18 protein-coding genes and 1 pseudogene are annotated in these 20607 nt (G+C 66.3%); 5 read left to right on the top strand and 14 right to left on the bottom strand.

Going from position 1 to position 20607, the window contains the following annotated elements; genetic code table 11:
* Positions 1-205: 205 nt before the first annotated feature.
* The gene (locus AC6IY7_RS08965; RefSeq protein WP_497782700.1) at positions 206-538 is read right to left on the bottom strand and encodes a hypothetical protein; all 333 of its coding nucleotides are present in this window, start codon (positions 536-538) and stop codon (positions 206-208) included.
* An 862-nt stretch (positions 539-1400) separates the two neighbouring features.
* Between AC6IY7_RS08965 and AC6IY7_RS08970 the strand changes: the two are divergent.
* Positions 1401-2585 (top strand): annotated as a pseudogene (locus AC6IY7_RS08970) (IS3 family transposase).
* Here AC6IY7_RS08970 and AC6IY7_RS08975 read toward each other — a convergent pair.
* Positions 2567-2878 carry a hypothetical protein gene (locus AC6IY7_RS08975; RefSeq protein ID WP_497782701.1) on the bottom strand — a complete coding sequence of 104 codons (312 nt, stop codon included), beginning with the start codon at positions 2876-2878 and terminating at the stop codon, positions 2567-2569. The pseudogene AC6IY7_RS08970 and the gene AC6IY7_RS08975 overlap by 19 nt on opposite strands.
* Positions 2879-3059: 181 nt before the next feature.
* Between AC6IY7_RS08975 and AC6IY7_RS08980 the strand changes: the two genes are divergently transcribed.
* Both AC6IY7_RS08980 and nusG read left to right on the top strand, forming a co-directional pair.
* Positions 3060-5399 (top strand): ATP-dependent helicase, encoded by a 2340-nt coding sequence (locus tag AC6IY7_RS08980; RefSeq protein ID WP_497782702.1) that lies wholly within the window; start codon positions 3060-3062, stop codon positions 5397-5399.
* Positions 5400-5771: 372 nt separating this feature from the next.
* Complete coding sequence (gene nusG / locus AC6IY7_RS08985) at positions 5772-6272, top strand: transcription termination/antitermination protein NusG (protein ID WP_497782703.1); 501 nt, start codon at positions 5772-5774, stop codon at positions 6270-6272.
* 178 nt (positions 6273-6450) lie between these two features.
* Here the strand turns inward: nusG and AC6IY7_RS08990 are convergent, their stop codons facing one another.
* The 7 genes from AC6IY7_RS08990 to AC6IY7_RS09020 form a co-directional block, all read right to left on the bottom strand.
* Complete coding sequence (locus tag AC6IY7_RS08990) at positions 6451-7737, bottom strand: sialidase family protein (RefSeq protein ID WP_497782704.1); 1287 nt, start codon at positions 7735-7737, stop codon at positions 6451-6453.
* Between the two features lie 17 nt (positions 7738-7754).
* Positions 7755-8135 (bottom strand): energy transducer TonB, encoded by a 381-nt coding sequence (locus tag AC6IY7_RS08995; RefSeq protein ID WP_497782705.1) that lies wholly within the window; start codon positions 8133-8135, stop codon positions 7755-7757.
* A 57-nt stretch (positions 8136-8192) separates the two neighbouring features.
* Positions 8193-8675 (bottom strand): energy transducer TonB, encoded by a 483-nt coding sequence (locus AC6IY7_RS09000; RefSeq protein ID WP_497782706.1) that lies wholly within the window; start codon positions 8673-8675, stop codon positions 8193-8195.
* 180 nt (positions 8676-8855) lie between these two features.
* Positions 8856-9569, bottom strand: a complete 714-nt coding sequence (locus AC6IY7_RS09005) for a hypothetical protein (RefSeq protein WP_497782707.1) — start codon at positions 9567-9569, stop codon at positions 8856-8858.
* Positions 9566-10069 carry an ExbD/TolR family protein gene (locus tag AC6IY7_RS09010; RefSeq protein WP_497782708.1) on the bottom strand — a complete coding sequence of 168 codons (504 nt, stop codon included), beginning with the start codon at positions 10067-10069 and terminating at the stop codon, positions 9566-9568. The genes AC6IY7_RS09005 and AC6IY7_RS09010 overlap by 4 nt, the downstream gene beginning before the upstream one ends.
* Positions 10069-10710: a MotA/TolQ/ExbB proton channel family protein gene (locus tag AC6IY7_RS09015; protein ID WP_497782709.1), complete on the bottom strand. Its 642-nt coding sequence runs from the start codon at positions 10708-10710 to the stop codon at positions 10069-10071. Before AC6IY7_RS09015 ends, AC6IY7_RS09010 begins: the two co-directional genes overlap by 1 nt.
* Positions 10711-10884: 174 nt before the next feature.
* Entirely contained in the window at positions 10885-11274 is a 390-nt protein-coding gene (locus AC6IY7_RS09020; protein ID WP_497782710.1) for a DUF2946 family protein, read from the bottom strand.
* Positions 11275-11413: 139 nt separating this feature from the next.
* Between AC6IY7_RS09020 and AC6IY7_RS09025 the strand changes: the two genes are divergently transcribed.
* Together AC6IY7_RS09025 and AC6IY7_RS09030 are read left to right on the top strand one after the other, a co-directional pair.
* Positions 11414-11797 carry a DUF2946 family protein gene (locus AC6IY7_RS09025; RefSeq protein WP_497782711.1) on the top strand — a complete coding sequence of 128 codons (384 nt, stop codon included), beginning with the start codon at positions 11414-11416 and terminating at the stop codon, positions 11795-11797.
* A gap of 80 nt (positions 11798-11877) precedes the next feature.
* The gene (locus AC6IY7_RS09030) at positions 11878-14397 is read left to right on the top strand and encodes a TonB-dependent receptor (RefSeq protein WP_497782712.1); all 2520 of its coding nucleotides are present in this window, start codon (positions 11878-11880) and stop codon (positions 14395-14397) included.
* 50 nt (positions 14398-14447) lie between these two features.
* Here AC6IY7_RS09030 and gor read toward each other — a convergent pair whose 3' ends face one another.
* From gor to AC6IY7_RS09055, 5 genes are all read right to left on the bottom strand, one after another.
* A complete protein-coding gene (gene gor, locus AC6IY7_RS09035) occupies positions 14448-15815 on the bottom strand; it encodes a glutathione-disulfide reductase (RefSeq protein ID WP_497782713.1) in 1368 nt (455 codons plus the stop codon).
* 77 nt (positions 15816-15892) lie between these two features.
* Entirely contained in the window at positions 15893-16450 is a 558-nt protein-coding gene (locus tag AC6IY7_RS09040; protein ID WP_497782714.1) for a DUF2059 domain-containing protein, read from the bottom strand.
* Positions 16451-16479: 29 nt separating this feature from the next.
* Positions 16480-17202 (bottom strand): ribose-5-phosphate isomerase RpiA, encoded by a 723-nt coding sequence (gene rpiA, locus AC6IY7_RS09045; protein WP_497782715.1) that lies wholly within the window; start codon positions 17200-17202, stop codon positions 16480-16482.
* Positions 17203-17306: 104 nt separating this feature from the next.
* Entirely contained in the window at positions 17307-19121 is a 1815-nt protein-coding gene (locus AC6IY7_RS09050) for an ABC-F family ATP-binding cassette domain-containing protein (RefSeq protein ID WP_497782716.1), read from the bottom strand.
* 97 nt (positions 19122-19218) lie between these two features.
* The gene (locus AC6IY7_RS09055) at positions 19219-20604 is read right to left on the bottom strand and encodes a M23 family metallopeptidase (RefSeq protein ID WP_497782717.1); all 1386 of its coding nucleotides are present in this window, start codon (positions 20602-20604) and stop codon (positions 19219-19221) included.
* Positions 20605-20607 lie beyond the last annotated feature (3 nt).

A 20607-nucleotide genomic window follows, 5' to 3' on the forward strand; every position in this document is an offset into this window, starting at 1 on the left:
TATCGAGATCGGCGGCGGCAAACCCGTAGTGCGATCGCTATCGTCTCCGTGCGCTGGCGCTCGCGTCGAACCCCTCCGTCGTCGTGGGATCGAGCGAAAACTCCGCGGCGGACTGCGGCTTGCTACTCGGCGTGCGATCGAAGTGACACCCGCCTCCTTCAGCCGGCCGCGAGCGGCGCCGGCGAATATCGATGGGCGCACAAGGTCAGCCAGCCGCCCATGCGATCCGGGTCTGCGCGACGCGACGGCGCGAAACCAGCGTGATCGCTCCCCGATAGGCCCAGAGCCTGACATCGATCGAAGGGGTCGCCTCTCTCACGTCGAGCGTCGATTTCGGAACTCGCCTCTGCGCAACATAGACCGAGCCATGGTTCACGAGACGCCATAGACGTGCGCACCCAACCGAGCCGCTGTCGAGAAGGCCGCGCCCGGCGAAGCCATGCACGGGCTTGAACACAAAATCGTTCCTTTCGCGCACGAGCCGATCGACGATCTCGAAACGCAAGATATGCGTCTCCAGCTCGCGTTCGCGTAGCACGCGGCGATCGTCGCGCGAAATCCGCACTTCGTCGTGCTGCTGTAGCGACAGCAATCGGCCGCGACCAATCATTCGTGATCAAATGGATGCGGCAGATAAAACTTGGTCGAGATTTTGAGGCCCAGTGAATGCCAATATCCGTCGTAACGACGAATTCAAGAGGCACAGCGAGGCCACATGCCACCGATGGTAGCGGCTTCGTAGCAGCACGGCGCGTAATCGGCGGGGCTGCAAATCACCAACTATTTGAAATCACGTTATAATATCTGTTCGTGGTAGCGGAGGCCCGTTACTGCCGATCCCCCCGACCAGATAGACCACAGTTCTCGCTGGAATTGGTGCGGTATTAGCGGCGGCCTGAGAGAAGCGGTAGGATATTTCTTTCAACTTTTCGGCGCTGAACTGAGAGGTGTTTTGGCCGCGGTCGATTGTTCTTGTTGTCCGCCTCCTCGTAGCGGCCGCTTTCTTCCCGGCCCATCCAGGACGTTCATGCGGCTGGCGCCGGAATATGCCGCCATGCGCCGTCTTGTGTCATCGCGCAGTAACCAATCGGCGCGAGGTAACAGGTCATTCAAATAGCGGAACGCCTCGTTCCCTTCCCGATCCGGCCCGCGAGACAGCCCGATCCGGCACGCCAAAATTGCCGTTTCCACATCTCTATGTCGCATCAGATGACGCAAAGCTGGCCAGTTTTCTGCTTCCGACGCCAATTTCCGTAAGCAGACGGAGCGCGCTTCTGCGTCGACGTAGACTTGTTTCACCCTCGTCGTCGGAGCAGCCTTCGGCGGCGACGACTGGTGACGTGCCCCTGAAAAATCCCACCAGCATCGATTAGAGTCCGACCGATTGCAGGACGGACACGATGAAGAAGAAACGGTTCACGGAAGAGCAGATCATCGGGATTTTGCGGGAGCAGGAAGCCGGCGCGAAGGCGGCGGACCTCGCTCGCAAATACGCGGTTTCGGAGACGACGCTCTACAATTGGAAGGCCAAATTCGGCGGGATGGACGTTTCCGAGGCCAAGCGGCTGAAGGCGCTGGAGGAGGAAAATGCCCGTCTGAAGAAACTCTTGGCCGATCAGATGCTCGACGCGGCGGCGCTTCGGGAGCTCTTGTCAAAAAAATGGTAGGGCCCGGCTCGAGCGCGAAGCCGTCGCGCACCTTCGGGCCGTCATGGGCCTGTCGGAACGTCGGGCCTGCCGGATTGTCGCCATCGATCGCAAGACGGCGCGCTACACGTCGACGCGCCCGGCCGACGCCGAGCTTCGAGCCGAGCTGCGCGATCTCGCCAACGCGCGTCGGCGCTTCGGCTACCGGCGACTGTTCGTCTTGCTCCGGCAGCAGGGCGAGCGTTCGGGCAAGAACCGCATCTATCGGCTCTACCGCGAGGAAGGGCTGACGGTGAGGAAGCGCCGCGCGCGCCGCCGCGCCGTGGGAACACGGGCGCCGATTCTCGTCGAGGCGAAGCCGAATGCCCGATGGTCTCTCGACTTCGTGCACGACCAGTTCGCCAGCGGCCGACGATTCCGCATCCTCAACATCGTCGACGACGTAACGCGCGAATGCCTGGCGGCGATCCCGGACACGTCGATCTCCGGCAAGCGGGTGGCGCGCGAGCTGTCCGCGCTGATCGAAAGGCGCGGCAAGCCCGGCATGATCGTTTCCGACAATGGGACGGAGTTCACCTCGAACGCCGTCCTGCCCTGGTCGGAGGAGAACAAGGTGGAGTGGCATTTCATCATGCCGGGCAGCCGATGCAGAACGGCTTCTGTGAGAGCTTCAACGGCCGCATGCGGGACGAGCTGCTCAACGAGACGCTGTTCTTCGGGCTCGACCACGCGAGAGAGAAGATCCGCTCTTGGATTCACGATTATAACCACCGGCGCCCGCACTCTTCCCTCGGCTATGCGACGCCGGCGGACTATGCGGCCGCGCTCACCGCAACAGGCGATCGGCTGCGCAACCCGGACCAGCTCCGCCGATCGCCTGTTGCTCACCCTACGCCCGCGGGCGTATCTACCGCCGGGACTCAACTCGCCGCTGGATGAAACTTCGGGGGCACGTCAGCCTTGTTCGCCTTGAAGCAGGGGATATTCGCGCCGACGACGCAGGCGAGCGTCCGGCCGCCCGAGCAGCGGTAATAGGCGGCGCCGATAGCGCCCGAGAGGCCGAAAGCGCGGCGGATCGCCGGCGCGAGCGTCGCCGGCGCCGCGCGTGGCGTCGAATTCGCCCCCGCCGCGCAGAGCGGCGCGGCCGCAGCCGGAGCGGCAAAGGCCCCGAGAAGGCCGAAAATCACAGCGGCGCTATGGCGCGAGCGGAACAGGAGAGGCGATGCGGGCATGGGCGTTTCTCCTTCGAAAGGCGGCTTTCCACTCCCTCGGAAAGGAGCGTCGGCCGCCGTCCCCGGCTTTTCCGAGGTGACAGGCGGCCCCGCGGTCTCCACATTGGGGGCAAATCGCGAATCGGACAATGATTCGCCTTCCGTTCTCCTGTATCCTGAGCGTCGAAGGAGACCCGCCGCCTTGTCACGTCCTGCGTCGCCGGAAGATTTCACGCCGCTCGAGGGCGGCGTCGCGGCGCGCGCCGCGGCGCTCGTCGGACGCGGGCGCTTTCTGGAGGCGCTCAATCCCGAGCAGCGCGCCGCCGTCGAGACAATCGACGGACCGCTGCTGGTGCTCGCCGGCGCCGGCACCGGCAAGACGCGCGTGCTGACGACGCGCATCGCGCATATTCTCGCCAGCGGGCGGGCGCGGCCATGGGAAATCCTCGCCGTCACCTTCACCAACAAGGCCGCGCGCGAAATGCGCGAGCGCGTCGAGATGCTGGCCGGCCCCGGCGCCGAGGCGCTGCAATGGCTCGGAACCTTTCACGCGATCAGCGCGAAAATCCTGCGCCGCCACGCCGAGCTGGTCGGGCTGAAGTCGAATTTCACCATTCTCGACACCGACGATCAGATCCGCTTGCTGAAGCAGGTGCTGCAGGCCGAGAATATCGACGACAAGCGTTGGCCGCCGCGCGGTCTCGCGCATCAGATCGACGCCTGGAAGAACCGCGGCCTCTCGCCGGAGCAGGTTCCCGCGGGCGAGGCGCAGAGCTATGCGGACGGCAAGGGCAAGAAGCTCTATTCGCTCTATCAGGAGCGCTTGAAGGTTTTGAACGCCGTCGATTTCGGCGATCTCCTGCTCGAGACTTTGCGGCTCTTTCGCGAGAACGCCGATGTGCTCGACGAATATCGGCAGCGTTTCAAATATATTCTCGTCGACGAATATCAGGACACCAACACCGCGCAATATCTCTGGCTGCGCCTCATCGCGCAGGGGCGGCACAATGTCTGCTGCGTCGGCGACGACGATCAGAGCGTCTATGGTTGGCGCGGCGCCGAGGTCGAGAATATTCTGCGCTTCGAGAAGGATTTTCCCGGCGCGAAAATCGTGCGGCTCGAGCGCAATTATCGCTCTACGGGGCATATTCTCGCGGCGGCCTCGCATCTCATCGCGCGCAATGAGGGGCGGCTCGGCAAGACGCTGTTCACCGAAGGCGCCGATGGCGACAAGCCCAGCGTCACCGGCGTGTGGGACAGCGAGGAGGAAGCGCGCGCGATCGGCGAAGATATCGAGCAATTGCAGCGCAAGGGGCATAATCTCGACGAGATCGCCATTCTCGTGCGCGCGTCTTTCCAGATGCGCGAGTTCGAGGAGCGCTTCATCACGCTCGGCCTGCCCTATCGCGTGATCGGCGGCCCGCGCTTCTATGAGCGGCTGGAGATACGCGACGCGCTCGCCTATCTGCGCTGCGTCGCGCAGCCTTTCGACGATCTCGCCTTCGAGCGCATCGTCAACACGCCCAAGCGTGGGCTCGGCGACGCCACGCTGCAGGTGCTGCACGAATATTCGCGCCGCGAGAATGCGCCGCTGATGCAGGCGGCGCGGGTCATCGTCGAGACGGAGGAGCTGAAGCCCAAGCCCCGCGCGACGCTGCGTGCGCTCATCGCGGATTTCGACCGCTGGCGCAATCTCATCGAGACGACGCCGCAGAACGAGCTCGCCGAAATGGTGCTGGACGAGTCCGGCTACACGCAGATGTGGCGCGACGACAAGACGCCGGAAGCCGCCGGCCGGCTCGAGAATTTGAAAGAGCTGGTGCGCGCGATGGAGCAGTTCCCCGATCTCGCGGGCTTCCTCGAGCATGTGTCGCTGGTGATGGAGACCGACGAGGCCGCCGGTCAGCAGCGCGTGTCGATCATGACTCTGCATGGCGCCAAGGGTCTCGAATTCGAGACGGTCTATCTGCCCGGCTGGGAAGAGGGGCTGTTCCCGCATCAGCGCTCGCTGGATGACAGCGGCCGCGCGGGATTGGAGGAGGAGCGCCGCCTCGCCTATGTGGGCATCACGCGCGCGAAGCGGCGGCTGAGGATTTTCTTCGCCACCAATCGACGCATTCACGGACTGTGGCAGACGACGCTGCCCTCGCGCTTCCTCGACGATCTGCCGGCGGACAATGTCGAGGTCACGGAGGCCTCCGGCGGCTCGCAGTACGGCTCCTATGGCGTGTCGCGCTTCGCCAATATGGACAGCTATGGCTCGAGCTATTCGACGCCGGGTTGGAAGCGCGCGCAGATGGCGCGCGAGACCACGGCCCGCCAGACCGGGACGAGCAAGCCCGGGCGCCGCGCGCCGCCGACGATCGAAGGGGAAGTGCTGGCGAAGTCGTCAGCGACCGCGCGCTTTGCGATCGGCGCGCGCGTGTTTCACCAGAAGTTCGGGCCCGGCGCCGTCGTCAATGTCGACGGCAATAAGCTGCAGGTCGATTTCGACAAGGCCGGACGGAAGATGGTGCTCGAGAGCTTCATCGAGCGGGCGTGACGGGCTTCGCCGCTCGACTCACGCCGTTGTCCACAGGCGTCCACAATTTGCCACGCGGGACACGGCTGTATATGATCGCCGCATTGCCTGAACAGAAAGCGGATTGATCATGACCAGTTCAGCCATAGAGCCGCCGCTCGTCGCAACGAGTTCCTGAGATAATCTCGCGCGCATCGAAGCGACGTCTCGCCATGCGGCGAGCGAGGTCGTCTCTCGGGTCTTCGAATTTCAGTCGCCTCATTTCATCTGGCGCGGACGATCCGCTCCGGAGCGTGATCCGGCGCGGCCGGATCGCCGAAGCCATCGAGGTCCAACATGGTGTCGTTCCGAGATAGAGACCGAGATAGAGACAATGTCGTCGAGACCGCGCCTATGCTGCGCCAGCATGGATGGGGCGTCGTGAACACGCAGCCCCATCAAGAACGCCTCGCTGTCGAAAATCTGATGCGTCAGCAATTCCAGGTCTATTGCCCCTTAGCGCTCAAGCGCGTCCGCCATGCGCGTCGCACGCAGGAGGTCTCGCGTCCGCTGTTTCCGGGATATGTTTTCATCGAGATCGCCCCCGATACGCGCTGGGGGCCGGTCTGCTCGACCTATGGCGTGAGAGCTCTGGTGCGCTCCGGCGATCATCCGAGCATTCTTCCGCAAGATTTCGTCGATGATCTCAGAATGAGAGAGATCGACGGCGTCATCGCCAAGCCGACGCGACCTTTCGAGATCGGCCAGCAGGTGCGCATCGCCGGAGGGGCGTTCCGGGACTTCGTCGCGACGGTCATCGACATGGACGAGCGCGACCGCGTCATCGTTCTCATGGAATTGCTCAACCGTCCGGTCAAAGTCAAATTGACGACGGAGCAGGTCGAAGCCTGTTAGCATTTCCAGCCGAAGTGGGCGCCGGTTCGGCGTTGGAAACGCGTCAGAACAAAAGACTTTAGAGCGCGGCGCCAGAGCGAAGGCTCCGCTCGCCATGTCCCCGGGGCTCGGGCGGTCGCCGATCGCGGAGTGCGGACATCCGATCGGTGAGGCGGCGTCGGCGCGCCGCGCGCGCGGCTCACCGCGCTTTCTGCGCGAATCTTGCCGTGGATTTGCGCGCGGCCTCGGCGTGGCCGCGCTCCAGCGCAATGAGCCGATATCCCTCCTCATGGGTCAGCCAGGAGAGATAGGCGACGCCCTTGCTCTCGACGAGCAGCGGATGATCCGAGGCCTCCGCCGTCTGCGCGAGCAGGCGCGGCGCGTCGAAGCTCGCGCCGCCGTCACGCGACGTCTGGCCGAGGATCGTCGTCACCGTTCCGTCGAACTCCTTCCAGGTGCGATAGAGCTTGCCCCCGGAGACGAGCAGCTGCGGGCGCTGTGGGGCGCGTTCCGGATCGCCGAGACGCGCGGGCTCGGAGAAGCTCTTTCCGCCGTCCTCGCTGCGCGCATAGAACAGGCCCTGCCGCGTCTTGCCGCGCGTGAACCAGGCGACATGCCAGCGTCCGGCGGCGTCGATCGCCATGGCTGGGCCCTGATGCGGGCAGCTCGTCGCCCAATCGTCGAGGCTGACGCGCGAGCCGACCAGCGTCCTGCCGTCGGCGGAGAGCTTGGCCGCCATATGGTCGCGGCGATTATTCTCGAACACATGGCGCCACATGAAGACGGGCTGGCCGTCGCGGTCGAGCGCGGCGCCGATGCGGCAGCATTCGCAGGAATGGTCGAGCAATATGCTCTTGCCGGAAAAGCTCTTGCCCGCGTCGTCCGACCAGGCGACGGCGATGCCGCTGCCCTCGAAGCTCTCGCCGGCCGCCTTGGCTCTGGCGGCGTCGCGCTTGTCGAGCCAGGCGGCGTAGACGCGCCCCTCGGGGCCGACGATGAAAGTCTCGAAGCGCTGGCCCTTGTCGTCGACGAGCGGCTGCGGCGCCGAGAAGCTCTTGCCCTCGTCGGTCGAGCGCGTGACATAGACCGTGCCCTCATAGCTCTTCTCGGGCCGCGTCGTGTAGCTGGCCACCAGCGTCCCGTCGGCGAGAGCGACGATCTTGGGCCGCGCCTCGCCATTGTCGTCGAGCGTTCCCGGTGGGGTCGCTATGATGAAGGGCGACGCGAAGCTCTTGCCATTGTCGCTGGACATTGCGCCATAGACCTTGCCGGCGACGGCATAGGTCAGCCAGAGCCGCCCATCGGCGCCGAAGGAGGGCGTCGCGGTGACGGCGCATCGGGGCAGGGGATCGGCGCAGGCGGGCGGCGCTGCGTGACTCGTCTGGCCCATTTGGCCGGCTCTCTCCTCGCGGCCGCCCTTCTCCTGGGCGAGGGCGCCCGATGCGGCGAGAAGGGCGATGAATGCGAGCGCGGCGCGAGTCATCATGTCTGCGATCCTTGCGATCAGTGGAAGTTGAACCTCTGCGAGCCCTCGAAAGAGCCGCCGGGCGGCGGCGGAGTCTCGAGGCCGGTGAGGATCTTGCGGACGATCTCCGCATGTTTCGGGCTGCTCGACTGGGCGATCGTCACCTTGTCGACCTTGCCGGCGGCGTCGATGTGGAAACTGGCGGTCGCCGAGCCGGCGCCGGCCGGACTCGTCGTCGGCGTGCGCTTGGCGATCTCGCTATAGAGCAGGCCGAGAAATTTGCTCTGCGAGAGGCCGGAGGAGGCCGTCGTCGCCGGAGCGGTCGCCGCAGGCGCCGGGACGCCGGCTTTGTCGGCCTCGGTCGCGAAAGCGCCGGCGGCCGGAAGAGCGAGGAGAAGAACGAGCGTTGCGCGTTTCATCTTGGTGTCCACATGTCCCGTCGCGCGGCGGCGCGAGCGCCGCCGCGCACATACGCCTCAGTGGAAGTTGAATTCCTGCACCGCGGAGAAGGAGCCGCCGGGCGGCGACACTGTGCGGACCGCGGCGAGGATCTGATTGACGACGGGCTCGAGCGCCGGATTCGAGGCGCTCTGCACCTTGTGCGACACCACGCGGCCGCCGGAGCCGACGGTGAAGGCCACATGGATCGAGCCCGTCTGAGAGTCCGACGCCTTCGGCGTGTGGCGCTTGATCTCCGCCGCCAGCAGCTTGACATAGGCCTGTTTCGAGATGGCGGGCTTCGCCTTCTCGGCCTGCTTCTTATCCTTGCTCTTGTCCTTTTCCGCGTCGGCGGCGCCCGCCGTCTTGTGCGGCTTGGCTTTGAGCTTGGCGTCCGTGGCCTTTTGCTCGCTCGGGGCCGGCTCGGCGGCGGCCGGCGTCGCGGCGGGGGCGTCGCCCTCGACCGCGAAAGCAGGGCCGCAGATAAGGCCGGCGATCATTAATAGAGTGGTTCTCTTCATTCGGACGTTCCTCGATCTATTTTGATACGCTCGGTAAAAGTGAAACTCTTTCAGACCGCGAAGCCCCCGCCGAGGCGGTGGAAGCCGTGTAGACCATCATCCCCGCCCGCGCCGCCAGCGCGTGAGCCGCGACAAGCCTCGTTTCCGTATCGTCGGCCGAAGGATCGGGATCGATGCGGGTCAGTGGAAATGGAAGCTCTGAGTTGCGGTGAACGATCCGCCCGGAGGCGGCGGCGCGTGAACCGAGGCCAAAATGCGCCTCGCCAGCGCAGCATGAGCGGGCGACGAGCCGGAAGCGGAAATGCTGGCGATGCCGCCGCCGGCGGTCACATTGAAGGTGCAATGCGCCGTGCCCTCGCCGAGCGCGGAGCTGCCGGGCGTGTGGCTGCGGATCGCCGCCGCGAGAAGCGCCTTATAGGCGCTCTGCGACATTCCATCGCTCTGCGACTGCCCTTCCGGCGCGCCCAGTCGACGCTGGGCGATGGCCTCGCGCTTTTTGTCGCGGTCGACATCCTTCTTCTTCTCGACGACCTTCTTCTTTTTGTCGACCAATTCCTTCTGCTGCGGCAGCGGGGGCGCCTCGGGCGCCATCACTTGCGGCGGTGGAATGGCGAGATCGGGGGTCTCGATCTCTTCCGGCGGCGGCGGCTCTTCCTCCGCGGCGGCCACTTCCTGCGACTCGAAATATTCGCCTTGCGGGATGAGCTCCATGCTGACGGAATCGAGGCTGGCGATCTGGGGGATGGCCATTTTCAGCAGCAGCCATCCGACCGCCGCATGGGCGACGACGACGCCGGCGATGCTCGCCGGTCGCAGCCAGGCCGGCTTGACGGGCGGCGGCGCGCCTATGGGCGTTCCGCTATGCTCGAAGGAGGAGAAGATCGCATCCGTCATTTCGCCACCCCTCCCGCGGGAGCGGCCGACGCAGGCGCCGCAGCGGGCGCCGCCGCAGCGGGTGTGGCCGCGCCTTTCGCGCGCGAGTCGGTGAGGATGGCGATATGGGTGATGCCATTGGTCGCCAATTTGTCCATCACGGCGATCACCTCGCCGTAATTGGCCTCCTTGTCGCCGCGCACATGGACGACGCGGCTCGTGTCGGCGCCCATCATCGCCTTGATCCCGTCGACGAGCGCTTCGGGCGACACTTCATCGGCGCCGAGCGCGACCTTGCCGTCCTTGGAGACGGCGACGACGATCGGCTCCTTGGGATTGAGCGGCTGCGCCGCCTTGGCCTGCGGAAGATTGACCTTCATGCCTTTGGCGAGCAGGGGCGCCGTCACCATGAAGATGATGAGCAGCACCAGCATGACGTCGACGAGCGGCGTCACATTGATGTCGGCGAGCGGCTGATAGAGGCTGTCGCCATTCTTGAAGCGCGTCGGAAGTCCGGCCATCACGCAGCCTCCCGCTTTCTCGTCGCGGACAGATGGCCGCTGGTGATGGCGAGCGCCTTGTCCTCGATATAATGGGCGACCTGCTGGCCGGTGCGCGCAAAGGCGGCGCCGATGCGGTTATAGCCGACCGAGGCGGGAATGGCCGCCGCGAGGCCATAGGCGGTGGCGGCGAGCGCCTCCGCAATGCCCGGCGCGACGACCGCGAGGCTGGTGTCCTGCGATTGGGCGATGCCGGCGAAGCTCGTCATAATGCCCCACACCGTGCCGAACAGGCCGATGAAGGGGGCGACGGAGGAGATGACGGCCAGATTGGGCAGGCCGCCCTCGGCCTTGGTCATCAGCTCGCGGCCGACGCGGCTCATGATCTCGGCGACGCGCTCACGCTTTTCGCCGATCGACTCGCCCGGCAGATCGAAGCCCGCGGCGTGCTCGCCGGCGGCCTCGATCGGCGCGAGCAGACCCGCCGGCCCGCCCGAGCGCGCGGCGCGCGCCGATTTGCCGATGCGCACGACGGCGACGACGCCCTCGACGATCAGCACCCAGGTCCAGACCGACGCCAGCAGCAGGACGGCCATGACCACCTTGCCTACGGGCCCGGCGTTCAGGAACATGGTGACAGGAGAAATTGAGCCGTAATCCATGGGACGCACTCGCGCTTGGGGTTCCCCGATCGCGCGGCGGCCGCCGCGGATCAGCAGTTTGTTGTTGCTTAGGATTTTGTTCGCCCGGCGGCGGCGTCCCGCTCAAAGGGGGGAGGCGCCGTCGAAACTCTTTTGCCCGCTCCCGCGCGCCATCGGCGCGGAATTGGCCTGTCGTCAGGAGAGAGCGCGGCCGGCGGCGGGCGGCGCTCGGGCGCCATTGACCGCTTGCGACAAAGCGAAAGGCGGCGGCGCGGCGGCGAAGGCGCGATAGACGGCGGGCCGCGCGGAGGTCTCGCGGCGCAGGGCGACCGAGATGCGATCGGGAAGCACGGCCGGACCCGAATGCGCGGCGAGGCAGCAGGGGCAGCTCGCGCCTTTCTTGACGGGACTGTCCGGCGTTCCGTCGCGCGTGTCGGAGAGCGTCTCGTGGCACATGCTGCGGGCGGCGATCCGCTCGCCCGCGCGTCCATCGGCGCCCGCGCTCGAAAGCCGGTGCGGCGCGCCGGAAACGAGGAGAGCGAAAACAAGCGCGCAAATGGCGGCGATCGCGCAGATCGCACGCATTTCTCTGCGCTGTCCCCCCGTCTGTGACATAAATGTCTCTTAACGGATTTTTTAACTTCTGACAATCTGCGGGGTCTTGGATTTATTTGGCGGAGCGCGCTAATTCGCAGCTGGTTTATCGATAGAGTTAACGCGCGCGATGGCGGCGATCGGCAAGTTCCTCTTCCTTCTCGCCCTGCTGAGCCACGCGCTGTCGGCGCCTGCCGGCGGCTGGCGAACGCATGCCGCGAGCGGCGAGGCGGCGCGGATCTTCTGCGTCGTCGCCCATGCCGAGGCGAGCGCTTCGACCGGCGTCGGCGATCGCGCCCAGCAGGCCCCCAAGAGCGATCAATCTCACCGTCACGCCGATTGCGCCTTCTGCGCGTTCGGCATGGGCGGACCGCCGCTTCTCGCGCTGGCGGGATGGGTCGCCGCTCTTGCGCTCCGCGCAGAGGACGCCCGCGTCTCCATCGTCTTCGCCGGCGTTCCCTTCTCCCGTGACGACAATAACGCGCCGACGCGCGCGCCGCCCTTCCTCTCCTGACGCGACACCGCCGCGGCGCCGTTTCGCCGCAAGTCGACGCGCGCCCTCCGGAGAGGGCGTCAGGGGAAGGACATCAGACTATGCATCGCCATCATTTGCTGCGCGGCGTTTCCGCCGGCGCTCTCTTCGTCGTCTGCTCCACCGCGATTCTCCCGGCCCGCGCCCAGGAGGCGCTGCCGACGATCGACATCAGTGGCGAAGGACAGCCTGCGCAATCGCGGCGGCCGGCCCCGACCTCCGTCTGGTCGCCGACGCTTCCCGACGGCAAGCCGGCCTTCGTGGAGAAATTCCAGTTGCCGAACACCGTCTCCAGCGTCACCCGCAAGCAGATCGACGAGACGATCAACGTCATCGACACGGAGGACGTGGTCAAATATCTGCCGAGCCTCTTCCTGCGCAAACGCAACAATGGCGACACCCAGGCCGTGCTGCAGACGCGCACCTGGGGCGTCGCATCCAGCGCTCGAAGCCTCGTCTACGCCGACGATCTGCTGCTCACCGCCCTCATCGGCAACGACAACAGCATCGGCGCCCCGCGCTGGGGCCTCGTCGCGCCGGAGGAGATCGAGCGCGTCGACATGCTCTACGGGCCGTTCTCGGCGCAATATCCGGGCAACTCCATGGGCGGCGTGCTGCAGATCACCACCCGCATGCCGGACAAGCTGGAAGTCACCGCCAAGCAGACCCAATCGCTGCAGGACTTCTCGCTCTATGGAACGAGCAGGCTGTTCCACACCGAGGAGACGAGCGCCTCCATCGGCGACAAGATCGGCGACTTCTCGTGGTTCCTCACCGGCAATTACGCCCATGGAACAGCGCAGCCGCTCACTTATGCGACGGCCGCCAACAGCAATCTCTACGGCTATCCGGGCGCCTATTTCGCCAACACCAAATTCGGCGCGCCCGCGACCGTTCTCGGCTCGCTCGGCAATCTCGAGAACGACCAGATCAACGCCAAGCTGAAGCTAGCCTATGATTTCACGCCGACGGTTCGCGCGACCTATACGCTCGGCTTCTGGAGCAATGACGGCGTCTCGATTCCACAGTCCTATATCTCGGGAGGCTCGCAGGCCTTTGGCGCGACGAGCGGGACGGGCTCCATCGGCTCCTCGGCGATGCAGAGCTTCGGCGGCGGCTATTACCGCATCCAGGAGAAGATGCTCACCAATGCGCTGGCGCTGAAATCCAACAGCGGCGGACCCTTCGACTTCGAGGTCTCCGCCTCGCATTTCACCTATCTGCAATCCGATCAGCGCTCGCCCTATACTGCGGCGCCGCTGGGCTATTCCTCCACCGGCAAGGACGTCCGCTATAACGGCACCTATTGGACGCTGCTCGACCTCAAAGGTATTTTGCGGCCGGACGGCGCTCTCACTGGCCACGACATCAGCTTCGGCCTGCATGGCGACCAGTTCCATCTGAACAATCCCACCTGGCTCACCACCAATTGGACGAGCGGCATGGCCTCGTCCTATGGCGTCGTCGCCTCGATCGGCGATGGCACGACGCGCACCCAGGCTCTTTGGGCGCAGGACGCGTGGAAAATCTCGAAGGAGCTCAAATTCACCGTCGGCGGCCGTTGGGAACATTGGGCGGCGACGGATGGCTATAATCAGGCGCTCACCACCAGCGCCATCGCCGCGACGGGCTTCGGCTCGACGGCGAGCGCCGCGAGCATGGCGCCGCTCTATCAGCCCAATCTCTATCACACGCGCTTTTCGCCCAAGGGCTCGCTGCAATGGACGCCGGACGAGGATTGGACGGTCACCGGCTCGATCGGCCTCGCCAATCGCTTCCCGACCGCCAAAGAGCTCTATAATCTGACGACGCTTCCCGGCGCGACGGGAACTGTTGCCAATCCCAATCCCAATCTGCGGCCGGAAGTGGCGCTCAGCAAGGAGCTCTCGGTCGAGCGCAAGATCGGCGCGGACGGCTCGGTGCGCGTCTCTCTGTTCGACGAGGAGGTGCGCGACGCGATCATCTCGCAGAGCACTTTCGTCACCAATCAGACCTTCACGACCTCGCAGACCACCAATGTCGATCGCGTCCGCAACAGCGGGGTCGAGCTCGCCGCGCGCAAGGACAATGTCGGCATCCAGGGCCTCGAGCTCATCGGTAGCGTGACTTATCTCAATGCCCGCGTGATCTCCGACAGCAAATGGGCGCCGTCCGGCGGCGCGAACTATGACAATTGGGCGCTGTCCGTCGCCGGCAAGCGGGTCCCGAACGTGCCCGACTGGCGCGCGACGATGGAGGCGACCTATCGGCCGGACGATCATTGGGCCTTCACCGTCGCGGCGCGCTATCAAGGGCAGATGTGGACGACGCTCGCCAACAACGACATCGCCCATGGCGTCTATGGAAGCTTCGACCGCTTCTTCGTCGTCGACACGAAGATCCATTACAAATGGAACAAGCACGTCAGCTTCGACTTCGGCGTCGACAATATCGGGAACTACAAATATTTCCTGTTCCACCCGTTCCCGCAGCGCACTTTCGTGATCTCGGGCAAATATGAGTTTGGGCGCGACAAGGGCGAGCGCGGCGTCTTCTTCGAAGGCGACGAGCCGCCGTTGTTCGACGTGTCCTTCGTGAAGTAATCGCGAGGGCGAGGCGATCCGCGATTGCGGATCGCCTCGTCGTCTTATCTCTATTCGATGACGCGGCTCGGTGCGCGCATCGTCACCAGCTCTTCGGCGAGCGTCGGATGCAGCGCCATTGTGGCGTCGAAATCCGCCTTGCGCGCGCCGAGCCGCAGCGAAATGGCGAGAAGCTGCGCCATCTCTCCCGCCTCCGGCCCCAGAATATGCACGCCGACGACGAGATCGCTGGCGCCCTCGACCAATATCTTCATGAAGACTTTCTCGGCGCGTTTCGACAGCGTCGCCCGCATCGGCCGGAAGCTCGCCTCGAAGACGAGAATGCGGCCGTATCTCGCATGGGCCTCGGCTTCCGTGAGCCCCACTGTGCCGATCTCCGGCGTGGTGAACACCGCCGTCGGCACCAGATCGTGATCGACGGCGATGTCCTTTCCGCCGAATACCGTATCGGCGAAGGCATGGCCCTCGCGAATGGCGACGGGCGTCAGATTGATGCGGTCGGTCACATCGCCGACGGCGTAGATGGACGGAATGTTCGTGCGCGAATAGGCGTCGACGATGATCGCGCCGCTCTCCTTCATCGCGACGCCCGCCGCCTCGAGCCCGAGGCCCTGCGTCAGCGGCGTGCGGCCCGTCGCCAGCAGCGCGGCGTCGATATCGAGACGCGCGCCATTCTGCAGCGTCGCGACGAGTCCGCTCGCTGTCTTCTCGAGCTTGGTGGGCAGAGCGCCGCGGTGAATCTCTATGCCCGCATTGACGAGGCCCTCGTCGAGCAGGCGGCGCAGATTCTCGTCGAAGCCGCGCAAGGGCAGATCGGCGCGCAGCGACAAATGGACCTTGGAGCCCAATCGCGCGAAGACGCTGGCGAATTCCACAGCGATATAGCCGCCGCCGACGACCAGCAGACTCTTCGGCAGTTCCGGCAGGTCGAAAATCTCATTGGAGGAGATCGCGAGATCGAGGCCCGGAATCTCCGGCCGCAGCACGGGCGCGCCGCCCGTGGCGACGAGTATGTAGCGCGTCGAGACGCGCTTGCCGCCGGCGAAGGACACGTCATTCGGCCCGGCGATGACGCCGCGCTCGCGAATGACCTCGACGCCCGATTTTTCGAGATTTTGCGCATAGAGGCCGGAGAGGCGGGTGATCTCCGCCTCTTTGGCGGCGACCAGCGCTTTCCAGTCGAATTCGATCTCGCCGACGCGCCAGCCGAAGCCGGCGGCGTCCTCGAAATCATCGCGGAAGCGGCTCGCCATCACATAGAGCTTTTTCGGCACGCAGCCGCGGATCACGCAGGTGCCGCCGATGCGGAACTCCTCGCAGATCGCGACTTTCGCGCCATGGCCGGCCGCGATGCGCGCCGCCCGCACGCCGCCCGAGCCGGCGCCGATCACGACGAGATCATAATCATATTGCGTCATTTGGAACCCCGGAGTTTCCGACCCGGGGGCGAAGGCCCGCCCGGGTCCCGCCAGAGTTCTCCCGCTCGAGGGGGCGGCTAGAGCTCGTGGCCCTTCTTGCGCATCTCTTCGCGCACGCGCGACATCATGTCGACGGAAATCTTCTGCGACCACGCCTGCATGGCGACGAACATGTCGCTCATCAGCACGGGCTGCATGCCGACATATTTGCGGCCCGAGGCGCTCTTGAAGAAAGCCGCGACATCCTCGAGCTCCTTTGGCGAGAAGCGCTGCGTATAGAGCTGCGCGGCGCTGTCGATCATCTCCTCGACCTTTTTGTCGAATTCCGGCCGCACGGCGGCGAGGACGAGATTGAGGTCCGGCACCATTTCGGGCCGCGTGCGCGTCACCGAAAGGGCGATCTGCTCGAGATATTGCGGAATGATGAGCCGGAAAGACGAGGCGATGCCGGAATCGACGACGATGGTGCGCGCCAGCGCCAGCTGCGCCGGCGAGGCGGCGGCGGCCAAAGGCGGAACGGAGGCGATGGGCGGCGCCACTGCGGCCGCCGGGGCGGCGCCGGGCCGCTGCTCGCCGGCCGAGGCGGCGGTCGCCAGAATGAGAGCGGCGAGACGGATCGTCGGACGAAAAAACACTTCGGGCTTTCTCCTCGTGAAAGGATTTTTCAGCGCGTCGTCCGGCCGAGCCGGCCATGCGTCTCGACGCCGTCGCGACCCGCGACGACGACGGCCGTGGCCAGGCCGATGAATAATCCGTGCTCGACGACGCCGGGAATGGCGGAGAGACGGTCGGCCAGCGCGTCGGGATCGGAAATCGCGCCGAATGCGCAATCGAGGATCAAATGGCCGCCGTCGGTGACGAAAACATGGCCGTCCGCCTTCAGTCGCGTGCTGATGGTCCCGATAAGGCCGAGGTTTTTTGCCGCACGCTCCACATGCAGCCGCGTCGCCCTGGCGCCGAAGGGGTCGATCTCGACGGGTAGCGGAAAGGCGCCGAGCGTCGCGACTTTTTTCGATTCGTCGGTGATGACGATGAAACGCCTGGACGCCGCAGCGACGATCTTCTCGCGCAATAGCGCGCCGCCGGCGCCCTTTATGAGGCGCAGATCGGCGTCGAACTCATCGGCGCCGTCGACAGTGAGGTCCAGCTCCGGCGCCTCCTCCAGCGTCGCCAGGGGAATGCCCAGCGCCTGCGCCTGCGCGCGCGTGCGCTCGGAGGTCGGCACGCAGAGCACATCGAGCCCCGCCTTCACCTTTGCCCCGAGCAGATCGACGAAATGCGCGGCCGTCGAGCCCGTGCCGAGGCCGAGCCGCATTCCCGGCTCGACCGCCTCGAGGGCCACGGCGGCGGCCTGTCGTTTCAGCTCGTCGGCGGAGGGGGCGGACATGGGCGACGTCCTCGGTCGGTCGAAAGGGGAAAGAGGCGGATAGTCGTTTCGCGGGCCGAAAGCAACGGCGGGGCAGGGGCCGAACGTCGAGAGCGGCGACCACTCTACCCGCCGATCTCCTCCCGCTTGATCTCGAGCTCCAGCCAGCTCTCCTCCGCCGTGGCGAGCTCCGCCTCCAGTTTCGCGAAGAGCTTGCTGGCCTCGGCGAATTTCGCCGGATCGCGCGCATAGAGTCCGGGATCGTCCAAGACCTTTTGCAGCTTCGCCCGCTTGCCGCGTAATTCCTCCATTTTCGCCGGCAGCGTCGTCAGCGCATGTTGCTCGGAGAAGCTGAGCCGCGGCTTGGCGGCGGTTTTCGGCCGCGGCGCCGCAGCGGCTTTCGTCTTCTCCTCGCGCGGCGCGGCGGCGGCGCCTCTCGCCTGCACGCCTTCGCCGCGCTGCGTCACCATGTCCGAATAGCCGCCGGCATATTCGATCCAGCGGCCCCCGCCATCGCACATCAGGACCGAAGTGGCGACGCGATCGAGAAAATCGCGATCGTGGCTCACCACGATCAGCGTGCCGGGATAGTCGGCGAGCATTTCCTCGAGCAGATCGAGCGTCTCGAGATCGAGATCGTTGGTCGGCTCGTCCAGCACCAGAAGATTGGAGGGCTGCGCCAGCGCGCGGGCGAGCAGCAGCCGCCCGCGTTCCCCGCCCGAGAGACGGCCGATCGGCGTCCTCGCCTGCTCGGGGCCGAAGAGAAAGTCCCTCATATAGCCGATGACATGCTTGCGCTGGCCGTTGATGTCGACGAAATCGGAGCCGCCGCCGGTCAGCGCGTCCTTCAGCGTCGTCTGCGGATCGAGGCTCGCCCGGCTCTGGTCGAGCGTCGCCATCTCGACGGATGCGCCCAGCCGCACATGGCCGCCGTCGGGCGCCAGCGTCCCCGTCACCAGCTTGACCAGCGTGGTCTTGCCGGCGCCATTCGCGCCCACGATGCCGAGCCGATCGCCGCGCATCACCCGCGTCGAGAAATTGTCGACGATCACGCGCTCGCCGAAGGATTTGGAAATTCCGCGCGCCTCGACGACCAGTGTTCCAGAGGCCTGCGCCTCGGCGACATCGAGCTTGATGTCGCCCACCGGCCCGACGTGCCGGCGCCGCGTCGCGCGCATCTCGTGGAGATCGGACAGCCGCTTCTGGTTGCGCTTGCGCCGGCCGGTCACGCCATAGCGCACCCAATGCTCCTCGGCCACGATCTTGCGGTCGATCTTGTGCTGCTGCTTTTCCTCTTCCTCGAACTCGCGGTCGCGCCAGGCCTCGAAATCCTTGAAGCCGCGCGATAAATACCGCGTCCGCCCGCGATCGAGCCAGACTGTGGCGCGGGTCAGATCCTGCAGGAAGCGGCGGTCGTGGCTGATGACGACGATCGCCGAGCGCAGCCCCGCGAGCCGCTCCTCGAGCCAGATGATCGCCGGCAGATCGAGATGGTTGGTCGGCTCGTCGAGCAGCAGCACATCGGGCTCTGGCGCGAGCGCGCGGGCGAGCGCCGCCCGTCTTCCCTCGCCGCCCGAGAGGCTGCGGGGATTTTCCTCCCCCGTGAGGCCGAGCTCGAGCAGCAGCGCCTTGGCGACATGCGGATCGTCGGTCGGGCCGAGGCCGGCGACGACATAGTCGAGCGTCGTCGCAAAGCCGGAGAGATCGGGCTCCTGCGGCAGATAGCGCAGGCTCGCGCCCGGCTGTAGGAAGCGCGTTCCCGAATCCGCCTCCACCTCGCCGGCGGCGATGCGCAGCAGAGTCGATTTGCCCGAGCCGTTGCGGCCGACGAGGCACAGGCGCTCGCCGGGCGAGACGGAGAGATCGGCCGATTCGAACAGCGGCGTGCCGCCGAGCGTCAGGCCGACGTTCTGGAGCGTCAGAAGGGGAGGCGGGGCCATGGGGTCCGATATGTGCGCGCCGGCGACGCGGCCGGCTCGCGGCTCTTTTATCGCACTCGCCCCGGAACGCCACCCCGCCGGGGCCTCATCCGCCCGCTCATCGGCTCTCGGCGAGCGTCGAAGCGGCGCGCAGGAAGCGCGTGGGATCGACCGGCTCGCCGTCCACCCGCACCTCGTAGTGAAGATGCGGCCCGGTGGAGCGGCCGGTCGAGCCGAGGCGGCCGACCGTCTCGCCGGGAGCCACCTCCTGTCCGACGGCTACGGAAATGGCGGAGAGATGCGCATAGCGCGTGGCGAGACCGGAGCCGTGATCGATCTCCACCATCTGCCCATAGCCGCCGCTCGGCCCCGCCGAGACGACGACGCCGCCCGCCGTGGCGCGCACGGGCGAGCCGTAATCATCGCGAAGATCGACGCCCGTATGCAGCGCCGGCCGGCCGAAGAAGGGGTCGGTGCGATAGCCGAAGCTGGAGGTCGTCTCCGGCGCGCCGGCCAGCGGCTTGCGCAAAGGCACGCTCGGCAGCGCGCTGCGCAGGCCCTCGAGCGCGGTGGCGGCGCTCTGCGCGGCGGTGAGTTCGCGCTCGAAAAGAAGGTCGCCGGTCTGGGCGTCCGCCGGCACGAAGGGCCCGCCGGCGAAAGTCTCGGCGCGGGCGCGGCCGCCTTTGGAGAGGTAGCGCTCGACCGGCAGGCCGGCGACGTCGAAGGCGCGTCGCAGCCGCCCCGCCGCCGCCCGAATCGGCTCGACGAGCCGGCCGAGGCGCTGGGTCTGCTCCCGCTCGGCGTGATCGAGCGAGGCTTCCAGATGGTCGAGGCGCGATTGCAGCGGCAGGCTCGCTTCGCCGGATTGCCGGGGCGATTCGTTCTGTGTCAGGCCGGCGGCGCCGCCCCGCTCGGCGGGTCGCGCGGGGCTGTCGTCGTCGCGTCGGAGCCTCAGCTCGAGGCCTTCTGGCTGCGGCTTGTCGAAGCCGGCGAAAGGCTCCGGCCGCTCGTCGGGCGCCGGCGCATAGGCGCTCGCGCCGGCGGGCAATCCGGCTGTGGCGGCCGGCGCGCGGCGTTGCGCGGGAGCGGTCGCGCCCGTGTCCTTGGCGGCGACGCCCTCGACGAGCCGCGCGACCAGCGCCGCGCGCGTCTCCAGCTTGGCCTGGCGGGCGACGAGCGTCTGCACTTTGCTTTCGACGTCGCCCTGATCGAGGAATTGCCGGCTCGTCGCCTGATCGAGCCGCAGCCGCAAAGAGGCGAGGCGATCCTCATAGGCGTAGCGCATCTGCGTCTGGCGATCGACGAGCTCGGCGAGCATATCGTCGCGAAAGGCGAGATAGGCGGCGGCGCAGGGGGCGAGGAGCCCGGCCGCGACGGCGGCGACGCCCACCACGACGAGCGTCGGAGTGGAGAGCTCCACGCGCCGCCGACGCGAGCCGAGCGAGAATTCGACGACGAAGGGAAGCCGCTTTTTTCGCGGTCTGAGATCGTTGGCTTTCGGCATGCG

The organism is Methylosinus sp. is20ea, assembly GCF_059718135.1.